Source organism: Haladaptatus rarus, assembly GCF_054177585.1.
This window is the reverse complement of the sequence record NZ_JBPEHG010000014.1, coordinates 95318-112393: the sequence shown is the minus strand read 5'-3', so window position 1 is coordinate 112393 and position 17076 is coordinate 95318. Positions and strand designations below refer to the sequence as shown.

Sequence of the window (17076 nt, the reverse complement as noted above, 5' to 3'; positions counted from 1 at the left end):
AAGCCGACGATGACGAGGGGTTTGGTGAATGCAGTGAGTAGGTCCACGTAAATCCAAATCCCAGGACATATGGCATCCTGTTTTGTACATAATACACAATATTCATTGGGACAAAGCGCTGCTCACTGCCGCTAGATTTTGTCGACGGGGCATGATTCCGCCTGCTGCACCCCTCCATAGTCTCACCCAGAAATACGACACCACTCTGATAGTTTTCTAGTCGACAGTTGAGTTATCTCGTTGCTTGCTTTCGATTAGGACTGAGCAGTCGACTCGACTTTGTCGACGAAAACGGTAGAGTAATCGTCAGAGCGCCCACTCGTTCGTGTGTCATCCGTACAATTCTACACTTTGCAACGACCACCCAATTACCGATGAATGAGCGCCAGTTGAGGCTGAAGACGAGCTCAAGCCCTTCTTCGCTCTCCAATTCGGCTATAAACACGCATCATTGCCCCTCTTTACCCACTGTAGTCTTATCTTCCACGTTTTCGGGATATAGAGGTCCTACAAACGAATATCGATAGAATCAAACGCAATCTGAGGAGTAGTCGGGGTCGGTCTCTCTTTCCATCGCTAGCTGATGGGAAAAGACGGCTCGATTGGGAGACAGCAGCCGAATTCACGTGCAGGATGCGAGTCCTGCGGCTTGCCGCAGGCGAGCGCGAGGGGGTCGTCCGGACGCGACAATCGCCCACGATTGATGTGTATCTGCTTGGTGTTCCCTTCACGCCGGGCGACAACGAGGTCGTTAGCGACCAAGATACCGACGGCCTTCGAGATGGTTGGTTGTGAGTAGTCCACGGCATCCGCTAGTTCCGTAATGGAAAACTCGTCAGTGTGATAGCGGCATAAAAATGAGAGTATCTCGTGGACTGTTTGGCTCTTGAATAGATTCGTGTCCTGCGTAGGTATATCGAGGATGAGTTTCGATCCACCCCACGAATCAATATTCGCACTACTTTCCATAGCTAAGACTCTCTTTGTCTTCTCACTTAAAGTTTATATTGATACCGGCACTCTATTTATATACGTCGGCTAAAGCTCGACAGAGATACGAGGCAAGTATCTCTGGGTCAAACCCCAAGGCAGTTCACTCACATCTCCAAATTATTGAACGGGAAGACTATCTGCTGATGAGAGCCACGAAATACGCGTGACTGCAGTCACACCATCCAGGATTATCGTGAATGCGCTTCTTCTACAGATATTCGAGGCGAGTACCTCGGGGCGTGACCCCGAGGCAGTTCACCTACACTTCGATCACCTCGATAATCTCTTCTGCCGTGTTACTAATTCGCCCAAGTCGATTTTGCATCACCTCCGGGTCGTCACCTTGCCACGCGGCCAGATAGAATGCCGACCCACTCGTATCTAATCCGAAGTACCGCCCGACGACGTATGCCACGGCTTCAGCTTCGACTTCACGTTTCGATCGCTCAGTCTTGTCGTCGACATTGAAGTGAAGCAGTGCATGCGCGTATTCGTGGACGAGCGTCACGGCAAGATCGGCGTGATTCGCTCGTGCTTTCACCTCAACGACCGGCTGGCAGTCCAACCTATTCCGCTTGGTGCAGACGCCTTTTGCCTCACCATATCCCCATTCATCATCATTGACGACGCGAACATCAACGCCGAGTTCATCCGATGCCTCGAGGAGCGGAGGGACGAGAGTCTCGCCATCGCCATTCGCTTCGGTGTCCAGTTCGGGAAGCGGCTCACCCTCGGTCTGTGATACGTCGAAGACGGCAGTTGGTTTGAACCCAACAAGTCCCTTTGACCAGTCTTCTGCTGGTGTCTCGTCGTACTCACAGTCACTGGCTTCATGATAGGAAGGCGAATTCCCACACTCAGGACACTTGTTCGTGATGATCGGCGCCCAAATCCAAATCGCATGTTCACCTTCCTTGACGTGCCGGTCGAATTCGGACTGCCACGTGTTGTACCCGGCTACTTTCGTCGCATCTGGACACTGCTGATTGATCAGGAGTGTGTTCTGATGTGAGTAGTCATGGAACTGTGATTGGGTATCGAGCCACTTCTGGAACTCGTCGCTCGCTACTGCTTCGTCAACGAGGTCGATTAGCTTCCCAACCCACGTTTCGATGGTGCTGTGCATCTCGTCGCGTCGGGTGTCAGCGTCGTCGAACGACACCGCTGCAGAGTCACGTATCGCCATGATTTCTTTCTGGAACACTCCGATGTGAAGTGCCCCGCACCCGTCAGGGGCAGAAAAACAACTCTGTCACGTAGTACGATTCGTGTCACCGGCGACCCGAGCAGAATCAGAGTAATGGAGAGAATGTATAGGAGAGAAGTATAGCGACGAGCGCAGTCACACCGGCTCGTTTAGCGCGTTCAGGTGCCACTCCATAATGGCCAGCGTCAGAGATGAGCAACGACTCACCAGTTCCATCACTCACGATATATCTATCATCAGAAACCGATACACTCCAAGATGATGTAGTTCTAAGCGAAACGCTTGTGCATGAAGTGCCAGCATCAACAAATAATGAGCGACTCAGACCAATCACCAGCCGATCTCGACCGTGAGCGCAAACGGTTGAACGTCGTCACCCAGGAAACGCGGTTCTCCTTGATCCAAGATATTCTGGGACACCCAGCACAACTGCCGACACTGAAGGAACTGGACTATGTGAATCCAAGCAAGCGCCAGACGACGGTTCGCCAGCACCTTCAGCACCTGATCGACGTGGACATCGTCGAAGAGGTCGTACTCTCGAGCGACCGCCGGCAGAACGACCTTCCGTACAAGTTCTACGGGCTGAGTGACGATGGTCGGCGATTTCTTGAGGCCCATAAGCTACTACGTGCGGAGGATACGCTTCACACGATCTATTCACAAGTTGAAAAGACGGACGCCGTGCAGCGATATGAAGATGCACCCCGACCCGAACGCTGACCAGTTGGTCGACGACAAAAACGCTATTCGTCTTCGTCGCCTGGCTGAATCCGTCGAATTTCCTCGGCAAGCTCGTGGATGTACTCTCGAAGTGTCTCCATGTCCTCGCGAGCATCTTCGAGCGTTTTGCCTTTTGCCTTGGCTTCGATCTGATCTTGATCTCGGGTTCCGGTTCCCCGCTTCAGTTTCACTGTGATCAAGACGCCGACGTCACTCCGTTCGACGTATTCCGTCTCTGTTGATTTCCGCTGTTGTTTCGTCTCAGTTCCACTCTTGGGTACTGTGTTGGGTTCAGTCATGTATACTCTATGAGGCACATCTGCTGTGCCCCGCACCCCTCGGGGGCACAAAAACTCACTCGAGAATATCGAATACGTCGACCGCTTTGTACTCTTTTCCGCGTTCCTTTCCAGTCACTTCTTCGATCAGCCCATCTGCTTCGAGATCGTCGACAATCTTATAGGCAGTTCGACGTGAGACATCGAGGTACTCCACGAGGTCTGGAGCCGTGAAATACGGATACTGAAGCAACTGACGAGCAAACTTGTCCGTGTTCGTACTGCCAGGATACTCTTTCTCGTACCGCTTTTGGAGTTCTCGGAGCTGTTGGGTTCGGTCATACGACGTCTCGGCTTGGCTTCGAAGCCCTTCGATGAAGAACGTAAGCCACTCATCCCACGCACCCTCTTCACTTACAGCACGCATCCGCTCGAGGTACTCGACTTTGTGGCGATTGAAATATGCACTCGGGTAGATGTACGGACTCTCGAGATAGCCTTCACTCGTCAGGTAAAGGATAATGAGAAGTCGACCAAGCCGACCGTTGCCGTCCGAAAACGGGTGAACAGTCTCGAAGAAATAGTGAATGATAGCAGCGTCGATGAGTGGATGGTACTGCCCACCCATCTGGATATACGACTCAAGCGACTGCATGAGTCCATTGAGGCCTTCCGGGGTCGGTGGGACGAATGGGCGTTGTCCCGACCGGGGACTTGTTAGATGAACCATGTGGTCGCGGAAGTCGCCGACGACGTCACCGTCGTTCCGGACACCTTCGAGGAGCATCGAGTGAAGTTCTTTGATAAGTGTGAGCGTTATCGGATCCCCACTCTCGATTCTGTCGAGCCCGTAGTTCAGCGCGTTTTCGTAGTTTAGTGCTTCCTTGAGGTCTTTTTCGATTGTTGGGTTAGTCTCATCTGAGGAGTGTTGTGTGTGATACGCTTCGAGATCTTGATACTCAACATCCGCTCCTTCGATACGCGCGGATTCGACGGCTTCGATACGAATGAGAGAGGTGTAGAGAACTGCCGAAAAGTCGTCTGTCGAGCTAATCCCGTCAACACGGCCAATCTGATACGCGGCATCGGCCACGAGGTCACGTGTCTGATCGGAAATCTCAAGCTTCGGCTCTACTGAGAGCGATTCCGGTGAATAGTACGGATTCGGATGGGACGGTACGTACTTTCCCGGTGCACCGTCCGGCAGCTCTCTCGTGGGCATTTCTGTAGTACCACTCTGTTTCTCTATTGGTATAGCTGTTTTTATACGGGGTATACGAACGGCTCGTCCAGAAACTTGTGTGTAAAAAACGAGGGTGAACGGCATATTTTCAACCTTCAACTCAGTCTCTTTGTGCAGCTCATACAGAGATTCTTCAACCGATCGTCTCTTCAGTAGTGGACGTCTGCCGGCACGATCCACAACCGGTCGTCTGTATCGAGAACGCGATCGAGTTGTTCGCGATGCCGAATCGCGGTGCCGAACTCGTCGTACAAGAAGAGCGACGGCCCGCGATACGCGCCAAGCTTGTAGCAGGTATGCCGGGCGAGATTCTTGTCGCGCATGAGTTCGTCGGTGCTGAACTTGTCGACGGCCTCTTTCACCCGTTCGAGATTTCGTTCGAACTCCTGCCTGGTTGCTGTCCACCCATGCGTTAGGAGCGCTTCTCCGTCGTTTGAGTCGACTGGCGCTACAACAGGCAACTCTCCCCAGCGAGCCTTTCCTGCGACGGTCGGACCCTCTTCATCGAACGTCACGTAATAATCGAAGACAGCCTCTTCGGGGCCAGCGCCAACGAGCCGGTCGAACGTTGCGTTTCCACGAGCGAGTGCGTCGTCTTTTGTCGGTGCTTCAACGAGTGCGTAGATTAGCTGGTGCATTGGTTCACCTCGCCGACGCACTCCTTCGACAGAATTCACGTCATGCAACTCACCATCTGTGCGCCGGCACCCTCTCGCGGCGCAGATAACCTCTCTAAGAGAAGCGAACGTGCACTCGATACCCCGCTATTCGTCCGGGAGGTCGCGTCGCCCGGTTCGCACACAGTCCCAACAGGGAAAGCCACCGAGGTCAGCACACTCGCAGTCTGACGTCTGACCGGTATCCTCACCGTCCCCGGAATGGTCGTACCCGTCTTTTGGTTGTGTGCCACCGTCAGCGACGAGTGAGTACTCAGCTGCGGCTTTCAGGAGTGGCGTTCGAATAGCGACGCCAACCCGGTGTTTACACGCACCATCGCAGTGTGTATCCGCAGGGCACTCACAGGCGACGGGGATTCCATCGCGAATAGTAACGAGATACTCGTGGTCGTCCGGGTTCGCGTGACTCGCATTCCGAACACGGACACCCCTCGTATCAACTGTAAACTCGTGGGCTTCGTACTGAGCGCGCTTTACGACACGATATGTGAATGTCCGTTGAGAGAGGACGTGGTCGTCACTGGACATTGTATCTCCGCGAGGCACGTGCAATGCGCCCCGCACCCGTCAGGGGGCGAAAAATGGCTGTGAACGGTATCGATCGAGCAGTGACTTTCGGGACTAGTCTGGGGTTCGAACCATGTACTCGTCGAATGGCCAGTCTATTAAAATTTGGATGAGGCTATCCGTCGCCTTATGTCTGTACAAATCTGGGTTTTTTCTGGAACTGGCACCTCTATCGTCGCTGCAGATGTTTCTATCCCTCCTTTCTGAGGTATTTGGCGGATATCCTCACTCTCCATAGATACTCTGTGTATCCAAATTCATAAAAAGTTCATATCAATATCCGGTCGGCTTTGAAGTCATTATTTCGTGCTTGCTTCAGAAACCGGGCGATATCGACACACGCCTAAAGGCGCGGGTTTTCGCCTTGCAGTCATTATGAAAAAGATCGAGGTAAATTGAGGTCTGATTTCGCAACTGACCTCAATTATCGGACTTTACCGAATTCCAAGCTCACTCAACCAACCGGCGAAGATGCTGGTTAACTATGACCCGAAGTCATTCCCCGCTGTGAAGCGTGTATCATCGAGTTTCACTCTCCGTTACTCGAATCAACCGTCTTCGTAGTACGGTCGTGGCTGCGCGCACAGCGAAGCGAGCACGGAGCTGAGGGTGGGGCGGTGGGGTCTGGGTTGGTTCGGCACCTAACAAAAAAGAGGGCTATATCAGCCGACTATGCGTCCCACCACCGACCGCGCTCGGGGACGTGAATGTCGCTCCACCCGATCACGGCCACCGAGACGCGCCCCTCGTACCAGTTTGTGACGACTGACCGCAACTCCACCGTCTCACCCTCACGAACCATCGTCTTCTGCGATGCCCGCCACAGGGTGAATTACTCAGAGCCAATCGTCGGGGAGTTCGTCAGCGTGGTTCTGCATCAACTCCAGCAATGGGCGAATCTCATCGAATTGAGGCCCCTTCCGTACTGCGTTTGTATCTCGATTCCACTCGATGAACCCGGCGTCTTCGAGTCTAGGGAGGTGCGTATGGTTCATCTGAATCTGGAGCGATTCTACCTCATCATCCTCGAGGTCGACGTCAGCAGGAATCTGTGGATCGTCGTCGTCCTGTGGGTTATGCTCGAGCAGTGCGACGAGCAGTCGCCGACGGTACTTATTCGCAAGGATGTCCAGAAACCGATCCAGCGACGGCGGTGATGACGAATTGTTCGCGATCATGATTCGGAGTATCTGTTCTCGTAATTCTCTGTCCTCCCGGTACTGTTCGTGGTCGTGCTGGCTGCTGCAACGTGTGCTGTGAGTTCATCCACCCTAATCGGGGCGTCTTGTTCCAGGAGGGCCAGCAGAATGTGTCGGTTGTGAGGCTGGCTCAGGATACTGAGCATCTCGGTAGGCACTTCTTCCTCTAGAGGAGAAGACCAGGCTGCGTACGTGCGGCCGCCTGAATCGGTTCCCTGCCGGTCGATGGTCATACCCCCCAATTCCAATTACAGCGAGGAAAGGAACACCTCGGAGTAGTGCGAACGTTAGGCAGATTCAATCGCACTATTGCGATGCTAATCACAGCAAATGATTACCGGCAGACCATTATGTGTGCCTCGTCTATCCACTGGCTCTCCACATATTCAGGGAATGATATAAAATCACGAGTTTTCGATGCAGATAGCTCAACCCGCAATAATTAGATGGGAACATCTTTCAACAAAAACTGCTCTTCATGAGGGGTCGAACACCACCTCGAAGATGCTGCGCTCAGCACCCCGAAGGTGATAGTTGAACGTCGACTGTGAGAGGTCGAGCACGTCGGAGAGTTCCTTGCCCGTCTGCACGCGGGGCGACTCGAAGAACCCGCTCCGGTAGGCCAATTGGAGGATTTCCTGCTGGCGGGGCGTCAGGCGGTTCTCGAACACGCTCTGGAGCGTCCCTTCTATCTCGGGCGAGCGGGTTCGTGTGCGTCGAGCAAGGAGTTCGAGATCGGGAACCGTTTGCTGAATCGTTTCGACAAATTCGCGGACGTCAGCCGACTCCGGGAGGTCGATGACGGCGGTCGCGGTTCCCGCATCGATGGAGAGCGAGCGAACCGTTGCGTTCCGGTCGAGGACGTGTGAGAGGAGCACCGGATCGGCCAGCTGCGCTTTGAACATGGTGCCCTCGTCACGGTCAGTGAGATGGTGCAGTTCCTCGATGGCGAGCGACTTCTCACCGGCAGCTAACAGCTCACTGGATACAATATCCGTCGCGGTGAAGAACACGGTCATCTCGCCGTCCGATTCTCGCACGAACCCCTCGAACTCGATTGCACAGCCCGTTTCTCGGGCGAGGCGACACAGCGGGGTTTCTGCGCCCTCCGAGCGGAGTGTGAGTCCAATCACACTATCCGTCCGTTGGGTTTCTCTGGTTTCAATGGTGTGGATCGCGTGGGCGATTGTCTGCCCAAGTTCCGCCAGCACGTCAGTATCGCGCTCGTCGTACTGCGGAGTTCCGTCGTAGACCTTCAGGACGCCGTAGACAAACTCATTGTACACGAGCGGGATGCTAAGACACGAGCGTGCTCCCAGTTCCAAAGCGACCTCGCGCCAGGGGGCAGCCCGCGCGTCAGTTGCGATGTCATCAATAACCTGTGTCTCCCGCATCTGAATCGCGGACGCGAAGGGATTCCCATCGGTTCCTGGTCTGTCGCCCTCGACCGTGAGATCTGCCAGCGAACTGCTGTCGATTCCCGCCCACGCGCGCGGTTCGACCCCGTCGCTATCGGCGTCGAACTCGCCGATCCAGGCGAATTCGAAGAGCGCAGATTCCGCGAGCCGGTCACAGACGGCTTCGTCGATTCCGTCGACCGAGTCGGCCTGGACGAGCGCCTGGTCGATCTGCCGAATGAGCGTGTTGAGATTGTCGAGACGCGTTAGTTCCGTGTTTTTCCGTTTCAGCTCCCGTTCACCGTCGGCGCGATTCCACGCTGTCTCGACGGTCGCGGCAATCGTCTCCATGAGGTCGACTGTCCGCTCATCGAATGACCGAGTGTGTGTCGACCCAGCGCAGATGACGCCGTGTCTTCCGAGCGGAACGAGCACCCGGCTCCGCAGCCGCGACTCCGATGACGTACACAGGGGGCGACCGAGATCGTTATCAACATCGGCATCATCGCCGATGAACGTCTGCCAGACCTGGTCGGAAAATTCGTCGGAGAGTTCGACTGCCTGGGGGTCGAGGCTGGCACTCGTGTGTCGGGTATGCTCGTAGATATCTCCAGTCCGATCGTCGTAGCGCCACAGAGCGACGTAGTCGGCGTCGAGGACGTCCTGTGCGAGTGCCGGGGCGCGGTCGCTAATCTCCTCTGTATCGGCGTCGATCAGTTCGCGACACGCGTCGTTGAGGCGTTCAAGGGAATCGTTGGTCTGTCTGAGTGCTTGCCGCGACTGCTGGCGCTCGACCGCGATACCTGCAATATAGGTGGCGAAGTCCACCAATCGGTGTTCCCACTCATTCGGAGTGCGTGGCTCGTCGAAACAGAGCATGAACGAGCCCACGGGCTCGCCGTCCCCGTCTCGTATGGGTTCTGAGTGCCCAGCGAGCACATCGTTTGCAACGCAGAGTTCACGCCATTCCTCTGACCATCTGTCGTCAGTGGTAACGTCTTCGCAGATGACGCCATCGCCGCGAAACACCGCCTCTCCGCATGTGCCGATCATGAGGTCGTTGATCGGTGCATCTTCGAGCCCCTCTCCCCACGATGAGTCCAGGTCTGGGGCGATGGGGCGCTGAAACGAGTCGCGGTCGTCGGTAGCGAGCATGATACTCGCTCGGACGCCCTGACTGAGCCTCGGGACAGCGCCACACAGTGCGGAGAGACACTTCTCCAGTGGAACCTCTGTCGCGATCCGTTCCAGCAGCTCTTTTTGTTCCTCCAATAACCGTTCCCGTTGCTTGCGCTGGCTGATATCGTTAAACGTCGTGATGACTCCGGTGGTTTCGTCCTGGGCGTCCTTCAACGGGGTGAAATTGACTGTCACGGGGATGCGCGACCCGTCGGGCCGTTCGACGGAAACCTCCACGTTGCGGATAGGTTGTCCATCTTCTAATACTTCAGCGACCGGGCTTTCTTCGTGTGGGAGTTGCGTCCCGTCGGGACGGTAGAGAGCTTGCGATCCGCAGTACTGTTCGTCGGGATCACCGATCGTCGGTTCCCGACCCCAAAGCTGTGCTGCGCGGCGGTTGTAGTTTTGAATGACTGCATCGCTACCACAGACGAAGACACCGACGGGCACTGACTCGAACAGTGTACGATAGCGCTTCTCACTCTCGCGCAGTCGGTCGTAGGCGGCTTCTTTGGCCTCATGTAGTTCCTGGCCGCGCAGCATGATGTCCGTCGCGAGATGGGAGTCGCGGGTATCGAGGCGGTCGAGTACCGCCTCGCCGCCGTCGGCCTGGAGCTGGCGGACGACCGGCGTGACGTCCTCGACGCGGTGGATGATGTAATTAATGTCTCCTGATTCGTCGACCACGGGCGCGTTCGTCGGGGTCCGCCAGCGATCCTCGAACTCGTCGTCCTCGGAGTTGGGGCGAGGGATCGGATAGAACGTCACTGGCATCACGTCGGTCTCTTGCTCTGCTTTCACTCGTTCGAGTGACTTCCGTAACCGGGGCGGGCCTTCTGGGTTCGGGTCGACGGGGTCGGCGGGAAAGATTTCGAACAGCGTCTGCTCCATGATTTCTGCCCGCTCGGTCATCGTCGCGTCTAGGTAGGCGTCGCTCACAGCGACGATCTCGTAGTCCTCGGGTTCCACAATGAGGTAGAGCCCAGGGACGTTCTCGAACAGTTGTCGGAACGTCGACTCGGTGACGGTCGCCCCCGAATCGTGTTCGGTGGGTTCGTCATCACCGACGGGCTGCCACCACACCCGCCCACGAGCGCCGACCTTCTTCGTCTCGATGACGCCGTCCTCGACAAGCGTTTCGAGTCTGTTGTAGATCGTCCGGTTCGTACAGTCGAAGTGCTCGGCGACTTCCGGCGTGGTTACCGGGGTGCCAGGCGGCCCGAGGCCGTCGAGTTCCGCGAGAACAGCGTCGGGAGACGGTGCGAACGAACTCATACACGCAGTTGGCGAGTGGCATGCAAAAGTATTCGGTCAATAGAATCGATTGCAGAATACATTCAACGGAAACGGTTATATACACGAATTCGACGCGACCAGCTATCAAATCGAATTAGCGAACGATTGAACATTTCACTCAGAAGTGTCTGATAGCTACGTGTCGATTGGATTGAGTCCACTGAGATCCGCATACAGGACTTCATCCTACTGTTGAGGTTGCTGAGCGCGCGATGCAGTCGGTAGCCGGGGGCGTCCTGTGGAGCCATCCTGTGCGCCTCCGCCGACTTCCGGCGCGGAAAAACGAGGCGGGGAGGATGGTGTCTTCCATTGATGGTCTGCACCAGTCGTAACCACCAGTATGTGGTCGTGGCTGCGCGCACAGCGAAGCGAGCACGGAGCGGAGGGTGGGGCGGTGGGGTCTGGGTCGGTCTGGCACACAAAAAAGAAAAGAGATTGTTTCGTGAGCTACTCCCACTACCGACCGCGCTCAGGGACGTGGATGGTCGACCACCCGGTCCCAGCAACCGAGACACGCCCCTCGTACCAGTTCTTCGCGAGTTCAACTTCGCATCCAATTGCTGTTGCTGCATCCGCTGCCGTACTCGTCCCTTTCTCGAATTCACAAACGTCGACATCGATTCCAAATTGGGTTCGGATGCGCTCAACGAATGACTGCGTCGTTGGATGCATTAGCTCCTGCTCATGGCCCCCGCTACTTGAAGCGTTCCTTCTCTCAACATTGCCCGTAATTCTGGACATCAGAACCACTCAATGTCGAGCGCTTTTTGAACAATGTCTGTGTCTGGGCCAACGACCTCACCGATGACGCGTCGGGGAGTTTGAGCACCACACCTGCGGTCTGCACCGCGCGCCGGAACCGTTTGTATTGCAGACTGTCTCAGCTCAGGTCGATGCTCTCGATGTCCACCACGCTTTTAACAGCATCACCCCAGCCACAACCCACAGGCTAACGGCGACAAGCACTGCGAAGACATGTAACTCGGAGACCCAAAATGGAAGCGGAACGACGTGCTGGGCGCCTGCAAGCAGTACGGTAAGAACTGGGATATCCAAACTTTGTTCACCGAACTCATTGTCCGACCCCGCGACTCCGTAGGGTTGTCCGAACGATTCATCGTACGGCACTCGGTCGGCCTCATACGGCAAATTCGGGACCTGATAGCTGTTGACGACGCTTCCATTTTGCCGTATCTCGACCACGCGGTTGTTTCGACTATCCGTGATCAGCGTGTGGCCGTTGGGGAGGCGGTCGGCGTCGCGTGGCCAATCGAGAGGGATTCCATCGACTTCGTACACGACCCACGCTTCCTCCCACCGTCCCGTCGACTCGTTTTTGTGCAGTTCGACCACGCGATTGTTTTCCGAGTCCGCTACGACGACGGCTCCATCCCCAAGCCAATGGGGATTGTGTTGCTTGTTGAGTAGTGTTGGATCGCGATCCTTGTTTATGACTTCAACGACCCCTTTTCCGCGCTCGACGATGATGAGTTGATTCGTGTTCCGGACTGAGACGAGATATCGACCCTGTCCGATTCGATCGACGTCATTGATATGGAGCCAGTCGGTTTTTGTGGGGTCTGACGGGGCGTCATAATACTGACTTGCGTTCCAGACCCACGTTTGCTGTCCGGTTGAAAGGTTATTCGTGTAGATGCTCTCGTACTCCATGTCCGCGACAAGGAGCTCTCCTGAGGGAAGCATCTCTGCGTCGTGAACTTCGCTGTCTTTCCTCGTGCGAACTGGATAACTCCACTCACTGGAGACCGTCGGCTTTGATTGAAGGTCGATGAACCGAACGCCTGTTCGTTTACAGGGCGGCGTGTACGGGCCGCACCGCCGATATTTGTCGGCATAGGTCGCTAATACTGTTCCATTGTCGAGATACGAAACGCCTTGGTAACTGATTGCGTCCCCGATGCTCCACTGCACACTGCCATTGTTGTCGAGGGCGGTCACATTCCCACCCCAGCCTGGGCCCTGAACCCCAACAAGGATCGTCGTATTGGTTTGGGATGTTATCTTCGTCGTGTTCGGTGCAAGTGCCCAACTAGCACCGAATGTCACCCCGACAAGTAGTATTCCCGTTATGATGAGAAAAAATGCCAGCTTTGGCCCCTCAGAACGTGGTTGCATATCCGGTGACTCTCCTCGCTCGTTATCGATTCTCCTTTTGTGGAAAGATGGATACCCACTTGGTACTTCTGGCCCATGACCGATAAGAAACGAATCTCATTTTCAAGACAGGAATCGGAATCCGTAACACATGCCAAGTGTCGTTACCCAGACTAAAATGAGGGACAAAAGTCACTTGGTGGCCAGACGATTTTTCTCCTCTTCTTTCACACTCACTGCTAATGGTTCCCACCCCTTTCCGCCAGTCCCTTACACGATGGGTGGTTGTCGTCCTGACGCTTGGGGTGCTCCTCGCAGCCACCAGTCTCATGATTCACCATCCCTCCACCGATGGCCTGACACAGGACGAGCCCCAGCCCGTCTCGCACTGTACCGTCATCTCACACGAGGGAACGTATAAATTGACGCAGGATATTCAGGGCGGGAAACTGTCGGATAGTTGTATTCGAGTCAACGAAAGCCACGTCACGCTGCAAGGACGGGGCCATACGCTTCGTGGGAATGGCGCCACCGATTCCACGGCGATTTCCGTCTCGCACCCTCGAGGCGTGACTGATGTAACCGTTCGGTCAGTCAAAACGACGGGCTGGAATCGCGGTGTGCACGTCGCCAATGGCTCTGATATCACGATCCAGAATACCGATGCGTGGAAGAACGCCGAAGGAATCACGGTATGGAACAGTACTCACGTCGCCATTACAGAGGTGCGGCTGACGAACAATCTCTTCGGCCTCGTTGTTGATCGTTCAAGTCACCAGCTCTCGGTCTCGACAGCACATATCGAACACAACGTTGCCGGGAACGTTAGTTGGGGTGATTATCGGTCTGGGTCGAACGGAACGACAGCGACAACGAAACCCGGCTCTCGGGGACGCTACTCGGTCTCGTCCTCCGGCTGAATCTGTCGCACGTCCGCGGCGAGATCGTTGATGTACGCCCGCAGCGTCTTCATGTCGTCCCGCGCTTCGTCTAGTGTTGTCGCCTTTACTTTGGCCGTGATCGTGTCCTGATCACGGGTGCCAGTGCCACGCGTGAGCTTCACCGTGAGTGAGACGCCGACGTCAGTCCGTTCGACGTACTCCGTCTCAGGTGATGCCTCGCGCTTTGGGTTCGATTCGACGTCTGTCTCTGGTACTGGGTTGGACTCAGTCATGTGTACTCCGCGAGGGTCTCTGTCTGCCCCCGTACCCTACAGGGGGTAAAAAACGCTCTCCTCATTCGACTCGTGTGGGAGGGCCATTGCTCAGTTCACCGATCACCGCTCGTAGTCAGCGAGTGCTGTCGGGTACAATTTGAGTGGGCACGTTTGAGCTCTCGACGAGTTACGGTGGGAGGTGACGGTCGTAGATATTTTGCCGATGCCCCACGGCTTCGACGATAAGAACATCGTCGTCCCGATTCCACGTGATAATGGCACGGTAGTCACCAGCGCGTAGCTTGTAGTAGGGGTAGCCGGTGAGCTTTTCGAGGCGATGGGACGTCCAGTCTTTTGCCTCGTCGAGCTTCTTGACTAGCCGTTCCTGGGCTTCGGATCGAGTCCTTCGAGCAGTTCGAGTGCTTTTGGTGTCCACTCGATATCAGTCATCGATGCCGAGATGTTCCTTCACATCGTCGTGCGACACGGTCTCACCCTGTTCTCGCTGGTCACGACTCTCGGCAAGATGTTGGAGTGCCTCCTCAGACAACTGTGCTGAGGGAGTAACCGCGTCACGAAGCGCGTCGCGGATGAACTCGGATTTGTTCGCATACCCACGCTGTTCCCAAACCTCGTCAATCTGGGCGAGTAGCGCGCGTGGTACCCGGACGTTGATCTTTTCCATTTCCCCGTCTGAACCGGCGTCGCTGTCAGTGCTCATACGCTGTGATACGCACGTATCACAAAAAGATGCTTCGGTTCGATTTCTGCATTGGGCACGGTGTTAATAGTGAACGTCCGCTGGGATGATCCACAGCTGCTCATCTGCAGCAAGGACACGATCGAGTTGTCCCCGATGCCGAATCGCCCCACCGAATGCATCGTAGAGGAAGAGTGACGGCCCACGGTACGCGCCGAGATTGTAGCAGGCGTGCCGAGCGAGCTCTGTGTCGTGCATGAGTTCGTCAGTACTGAACTCGTTGACCGCCGTTCGCACTCGGTCGAGATTCCGTTCGAACTCCTGTCTGGTTGCCGTCCAGCCACGCTCTACCAGCTCCTCACCGTCGGCTGAATCGACCGGTGCCACGACCGGCAATTCACCCCATCGAGCCTTGCCTGCGACGGTCGAACTCTCCTCATCGAATGCCACGTAGTAATCGAAGACGGCCGCGTTATCGGGACCTGCGCCAACGAGTCGGTCGAATGTTGCCTTTCCGCTGGCGAGGGCGTCATCTGTAGTCGGTGCTTCAACGAGTGCGTAGATTAGCTGGTGCATTGGTTCACCTCGCCGACGAACTCCTTCGACAGAATTCACAGCATGCAACTCACCATCGATGCGCCGGCACCCTCTCACGGGGCAGATAAATTCGCTGGAAGCATTGCGAACGGGCACTCGATACCCCGCTACTCGACCGAGAGGTCACATCGTCCGGTTCGCACACACACCCAACAGGGAAAGCCACCGAGTTCAGCACACTCGCAGTCAGACATCTGACCGATATCTACACCGACCCTAGGATGGTCATCTTAGTGAATCGTAACCTTGTAGTCGTCAACGCTGATATCGATAAGACTCGTCGCCTCGTACTCAGTCTCGTCAAGCGCGGTCTCGCCCACTTTTCGGATGACGACTACGATGTCAACGATTTCCGTGCCGATATCGTCGAGAGCGTCGCAAATAGCCGCCAGTGTTCCACCCGTCGACAGCAGGTCGTCGACGATGAGCACACGGTCACCTTCGTCGATATCGTTAATGTACATCTCCGATTCCGAGTAACCAGTCGTCTGATGAAGTGCCACTTCGTCTTCGAGGCCGTACGATCGCTTGCGAATAACCACAAGGGGAATATCCGTCTGCAGCGAGAGGGCGGTCGCGATGTGGATGCCCATCGCTTCCGGAGCAACGATTTTGTCGACGTCTAAGTCTGCCGCACGCGCAACTCCGATTACGACCTCCCGCAGCAATGCAGGATCGAGCATTGGCACACCATTACTAATCGGATGAACGAGATACTGATACCCATCTTTGTCGATAATCGGTGCTTCGTGCAGTGACTTGCGAAGCTGTTCCATGAAATTCGTTTATCTAACCAGCAGAAAAGCGGTTCGCTCTCTATTAGCAGATCAGTGGATTCGAGGACAAGTGACGTCCTCGCCCGCCGTGAACGGCGGGGCTTCCACCACAGGTGGAACACTCGGTCGGTGACCGAGTGGAGGTTGCAAGACGTGTGCGCCAGCGTGGTCTCTGGCGTCGCCCTCGCCGTGGGCGGCCTCGGTCACGCTAGTGTCTTGGTGGCTCCGCCACGGGAGCCCCGCGTCGCGGCGAGTCATCAACCAGCGGTTTCTCAGCTGGGCTCTCTCCCCGTGAATTGCACTCGTGTCCAGGGTATGAAGTGGCTTAATTGGTCAAATTACGGCGAGTGGTGGCCGTGTCGTAGTCGGTAGTTTGCGTGGTGGAGTGACGCGATTCACGCCCGCCGGCAATGGCGAGATTCTCTCGCTGTCAAAAGGTGGTTCAGAATAGATTACTCGATCTCATCGAGGAGTCGATAGGCGCTAGTACGCGAATATGTAATGCCGAACTGCTCATCTAACATTTTTTGAACAAGAGACACACTCCATTCATCAGCGCCGTATCCGGCGTTTGCAGGTGACTCTTGCAGTAGTTGGGAGACTTCAGATTGCTCTTTGTCATCGAGTTTTGGCGGGCGACCGGGGCGATCCTTATCACTGGCAGCGTTCTTGATTGAGTCATCTTCGAATCGTTGAAGCCAGTTGTACACTGTCTTGCGAGAGAGCCCATACCACTCGGCTAGATCTGTCTGTGAGACACCCTGCTTATAGGCAATCGCGACCATGAGCCGTTTCGTTGCGTGAACGTCATCCACGTCATCGAGCGCATTCTGGAGTTCATCGACTGCAACGCTCTCTAAGTGCTTCATTACAGTATTTCACGAAAGGGGTGTGTAAAATGTTTTGGGATAAGGTATCTCTTCACCATTCATTTCACGTGGCGTTTTTCAGAAACGGGTACAAATAAGCTAAC

General features: G+C 55.4%; 21 protein-coding genes and 1 pseudogene. 2 read left to right on the top strand and 20 right to left on the bottom strand.

Annotated features, from left to right (window positions below):
- Positions 1-576: 576 nt before the first annotated feature.
- Both ACR3FE_RS22220 and ACR3FE_RS22215 read right to left on the bottom strand, forming a co-directional pair.
- On the bottom strand, positions 577-969 hold the full coding sequence (locus ACR3FE_RS22220) for an ArsR/SmtB family transcription factor (RefSeq protein ID WP_458209892.1): 393 nt from the start codon (positions 967-969) through the stop codon (positions 577-579).
- Positions 970-1252: 283 nt separating this feature from the next.
- The gene (locus ACR3FE_RS22215; RefSeq protein WP_458209890.1) at positions 1253-2179 is read right to left on the bottom strand and encodes an ArdC-like ssDNA-binding domain-containing protein; all 927 of its coding nucleotides are present in this window, start codon (positions 2177-2179) and stop codon (positions 1253-1255) included.
- Between the two features lie 333 nt (positions 2180-2512).
- On the opposite strand from ACR3FE_RS22215, the gene ACR3FE_RS22210 reads away from it, so the two are divergent.
- Complete coding sequence (locus ACR3FE_RS22210; RefSeq protein WP_458209889.1) at positions 2513-2923, top strand: helix-turn-helix domain-containing protein; 411 nt, start codon at positions 2513-2515, stop codon at positions 2921-2923.
- 23 nt (positions 2924-2946) lie between these two features.
- On the opposite strand, the gene ACR3FE_RS22205 is transcribed toward ACR3FE_RS22210, so the two are convergent.
- The 11 genes from ACR3FE_RS22205 to ACR3FE_RS22160 form a co-directional block, all read right to left on the bottom strand.
- On the bottom strand, positions 2947-3222 hold the full coding sequence (locus ACR3FE_RS22205) for a DUF7389 domain-containing protein (protein WP_458209887.1): 276 nt from the start codon (positions 3220-3222) through the stop codon (positions 2947-2949).
- 55 nt (positions 3223-3277) lie between these two features.
- The gene (locus ACR3FE_RS22200) at positions 3278-4423 is read right to left on the bottom strand and encodes a Fic family protein (RefSeq protein ID WP_458209886.1); all 1146 of its coding nucleotides are present in this window, start codon (positions 4421-4423) and stop codon (positions 3278-3280) included.
- A 170-nt stretch (positions 4424-4593) separates the two neighbouring features.
- Positions 4594-5082, bottom strand: coding sequence for a DUF7995 family protein (locus tag ACR3FE_RS22195; protein WP_458209884.1), 489 nt, complete (start codon positions 5080-5082; stop codon positions 4594-4596).
- Positions 5083-5208: 126 nt separating this feature from the next.
- Complete coding sequence (locus tag ACR3FE_RS22190; RefSeq protein ID WP_458209883.1) at positions 5209-5649, bottom strand: SWIM zinc finger family protein; 441 nt, start codon at positions 5647-5649, stop codon at positions 5209-5211.
- Between the two features lie 709 nt (positions 5650-6358).
- The gene (locus tag ACR3FE_RS22185; RefSeq protein ID WP_458209881.1) at positions 6359-6490 is read right to left on the bottom strand and encodes a hypothetical protein; all 132 of its coding nucleotides are present in this window, start codon (positions 6488-6490) and stop codon (positions 6359-6361) included.
- A 34-nt stretch (positions 6491-6524) separates the two neighbouring features.
- Positions 6525-6866, bottom strand: coding sequence for a DUF7344 domain-containing protein (locus tag ACR3FE_RS22180; RefSeq protein WP_458209880.1), 342 nt, complete (start codon positions 6864-6866; stop codon positions 6525-6527).
- On the bottom strand, positions 6863-7120 hold the full coding sequence (locus tag ACR3FE_RS22175; RefSeq protein ID WP_458209878.1) for a hypothetical protein: 258 nt from the start codon (positions 7118-7120) through the stop codon (positions 6863-6865). The genes ACR3FE_RS22180 and ACR3FE_RS22175 overlap by 4 nt, the downstream gene beginning before the upstream one ends.
- A gap of 243 nt (positions 7121-7363) precedes the next feature.
- Entirely contained in the window at positions 7364-10738 is a 3375-nt protein-coding gene (locus tag ACR3FE_RS22170) for a GAF domain-containing protein (RefSeq protein WP_458209877.1), read from the bottom strand.
- Between the two features lie 62 nt (positions 10739-10800).
- Positions 10801-11007 carry a DUF8012 family protein gene (locus ACR3FE_RS27815; protein ID WP_472850193.1) on the bottom strand — a complete coding sequence of 69 codons (207 nt, stop codon included), beginning with the start codon at positions 11005-11007 and terminating at the stop codon, positions 10801-10803.
- Positions 11008-11215: 208 nt separating this feature from the next.
- On the bottom strand, positions 11216-11431 hold the full coding sequence (locus ACR3FE_RS22165; RefSeq protein WP_458209909.1) for a hypothetical protein: 216 nt from the start codon (positions 11429-11431) through the stop codon (positions 11216-11218).
- 213 nt (positions 11432-11644) lie between these two features.
- Entirely contained in the window at positions 11645-12718 is a 1074-nt protein-coding gene (locus ACR3FE_RS22160; protein ID WP_458209875.1) for a hypothetical protein, read from the bottom strand.
- Positions 12719-13116: 398 nt separating this feature from the next.
- Here ACR3FE_RS22160 and ACR3FE_RS22155 point away from each other — a divergent pair, with 398 nt between their 5' ends.
- Positions 13117-13794, top strand: a complete 678-nt coding sequence (locus ACR3FE_RS22155) for a right-handed parallel beta-helix repeat-containing protein (protein WP_458209874.1) — start codon at positions 13117-13119, stop codon at positions 13792-13794.
- Here the strand turns inward: ACR3FE_RS22155 and ACR3FE_RS22150 are convergent.
- From ACR3FE_RS22150 to ACR3FE_RS22120, 7 genes and pseudogenes are all read right to left on the bottom strand, one after another.
- Positions 13770-14048, bottom strand: a complete 279-nt coding sequence (locus ACR3FE_RS22150; protein WP_458209873.1) for a DUF7389 domain-containing protein — start codon at positions 14046-14048, stop codon at positions 13770-13772. The two genes, ACR3FE_RS22155 and ACR3FE_RS22150, sit on opposite strands and share 25 nt — an antisense overlap.
- 169 nt (positions 14049-14217) lie before the next feature.
- Positions 14218-14480, bottom strand: a pseudogene (locus ACR3FE_RS22145) (type II toxin-antitoxin system RelE family toxin).
- On the bottom strand, positions 14473-14751 hold the full coding sequence (locus ACR3FE_RS22140; protein ID WP_458209872.1) for a ribbon-helix-helix domain-containing protein: 279 nt from the start codon (positions 14749-14751) through the stop codon (positions 14473-14475). The pseudogene ACR3FE_RS22145 and the gene ACR3FE_RS22140 overlap by 8 nt, the downstream one beginning before the upstream one ends.
- A 63-nt stretch (positions 14752-14814) precedes the next feature.
- Complete coding sequence (locus tag ACR3FE_RS22135; protein ID WP_458209871.1) at positions 14815-15306, bottom strand: DUF7995 family protein; 492 nt, start codon at positions 15304-15306, stop codon at positions 14815-14817.
- A 251-nt stretch (positions 15307-15557) separates the two neighbouring features.
- Positions 15558-16103, bottom strand: coding sequence for a hypoxanthine/guanine phosphoribosyltransferase (gene hpt, locus ACR3FE_RS22130; protein WP_458209870.1), 546 nt, complete (start codon positions 16101-16103; stop codon positions 15558-15560).
- A gap of 51 nt (positions 16104-16154) precedes the next feature.
- Positions 16155-16361, bottom strand: a complete 207-nt coding sequence (locus tag ACR3FE_RS22125) for a hypothetical protein (RefSeq protein WP_458209868.1) — start codon at positions 16359-16361, stop codon at positions 16155-16157.
- 194 nt (positions 16362-16555) lie between these two features.
- Positions 16556-16972 carry a helix-turn-helix domain-containing protein gene (locus ACR3FE_RS22120; RefSeq protein ID WP_458209867.1) on the bottom strand — a complete coding sequence of 139 codons (417 nt, stop codon included), beginning with the start codon at positions 16970-16972 and terminating at the stop codon, positions 16556-16558.
- Positions 16973-17076: the final 104 nt, after the last annotated feature.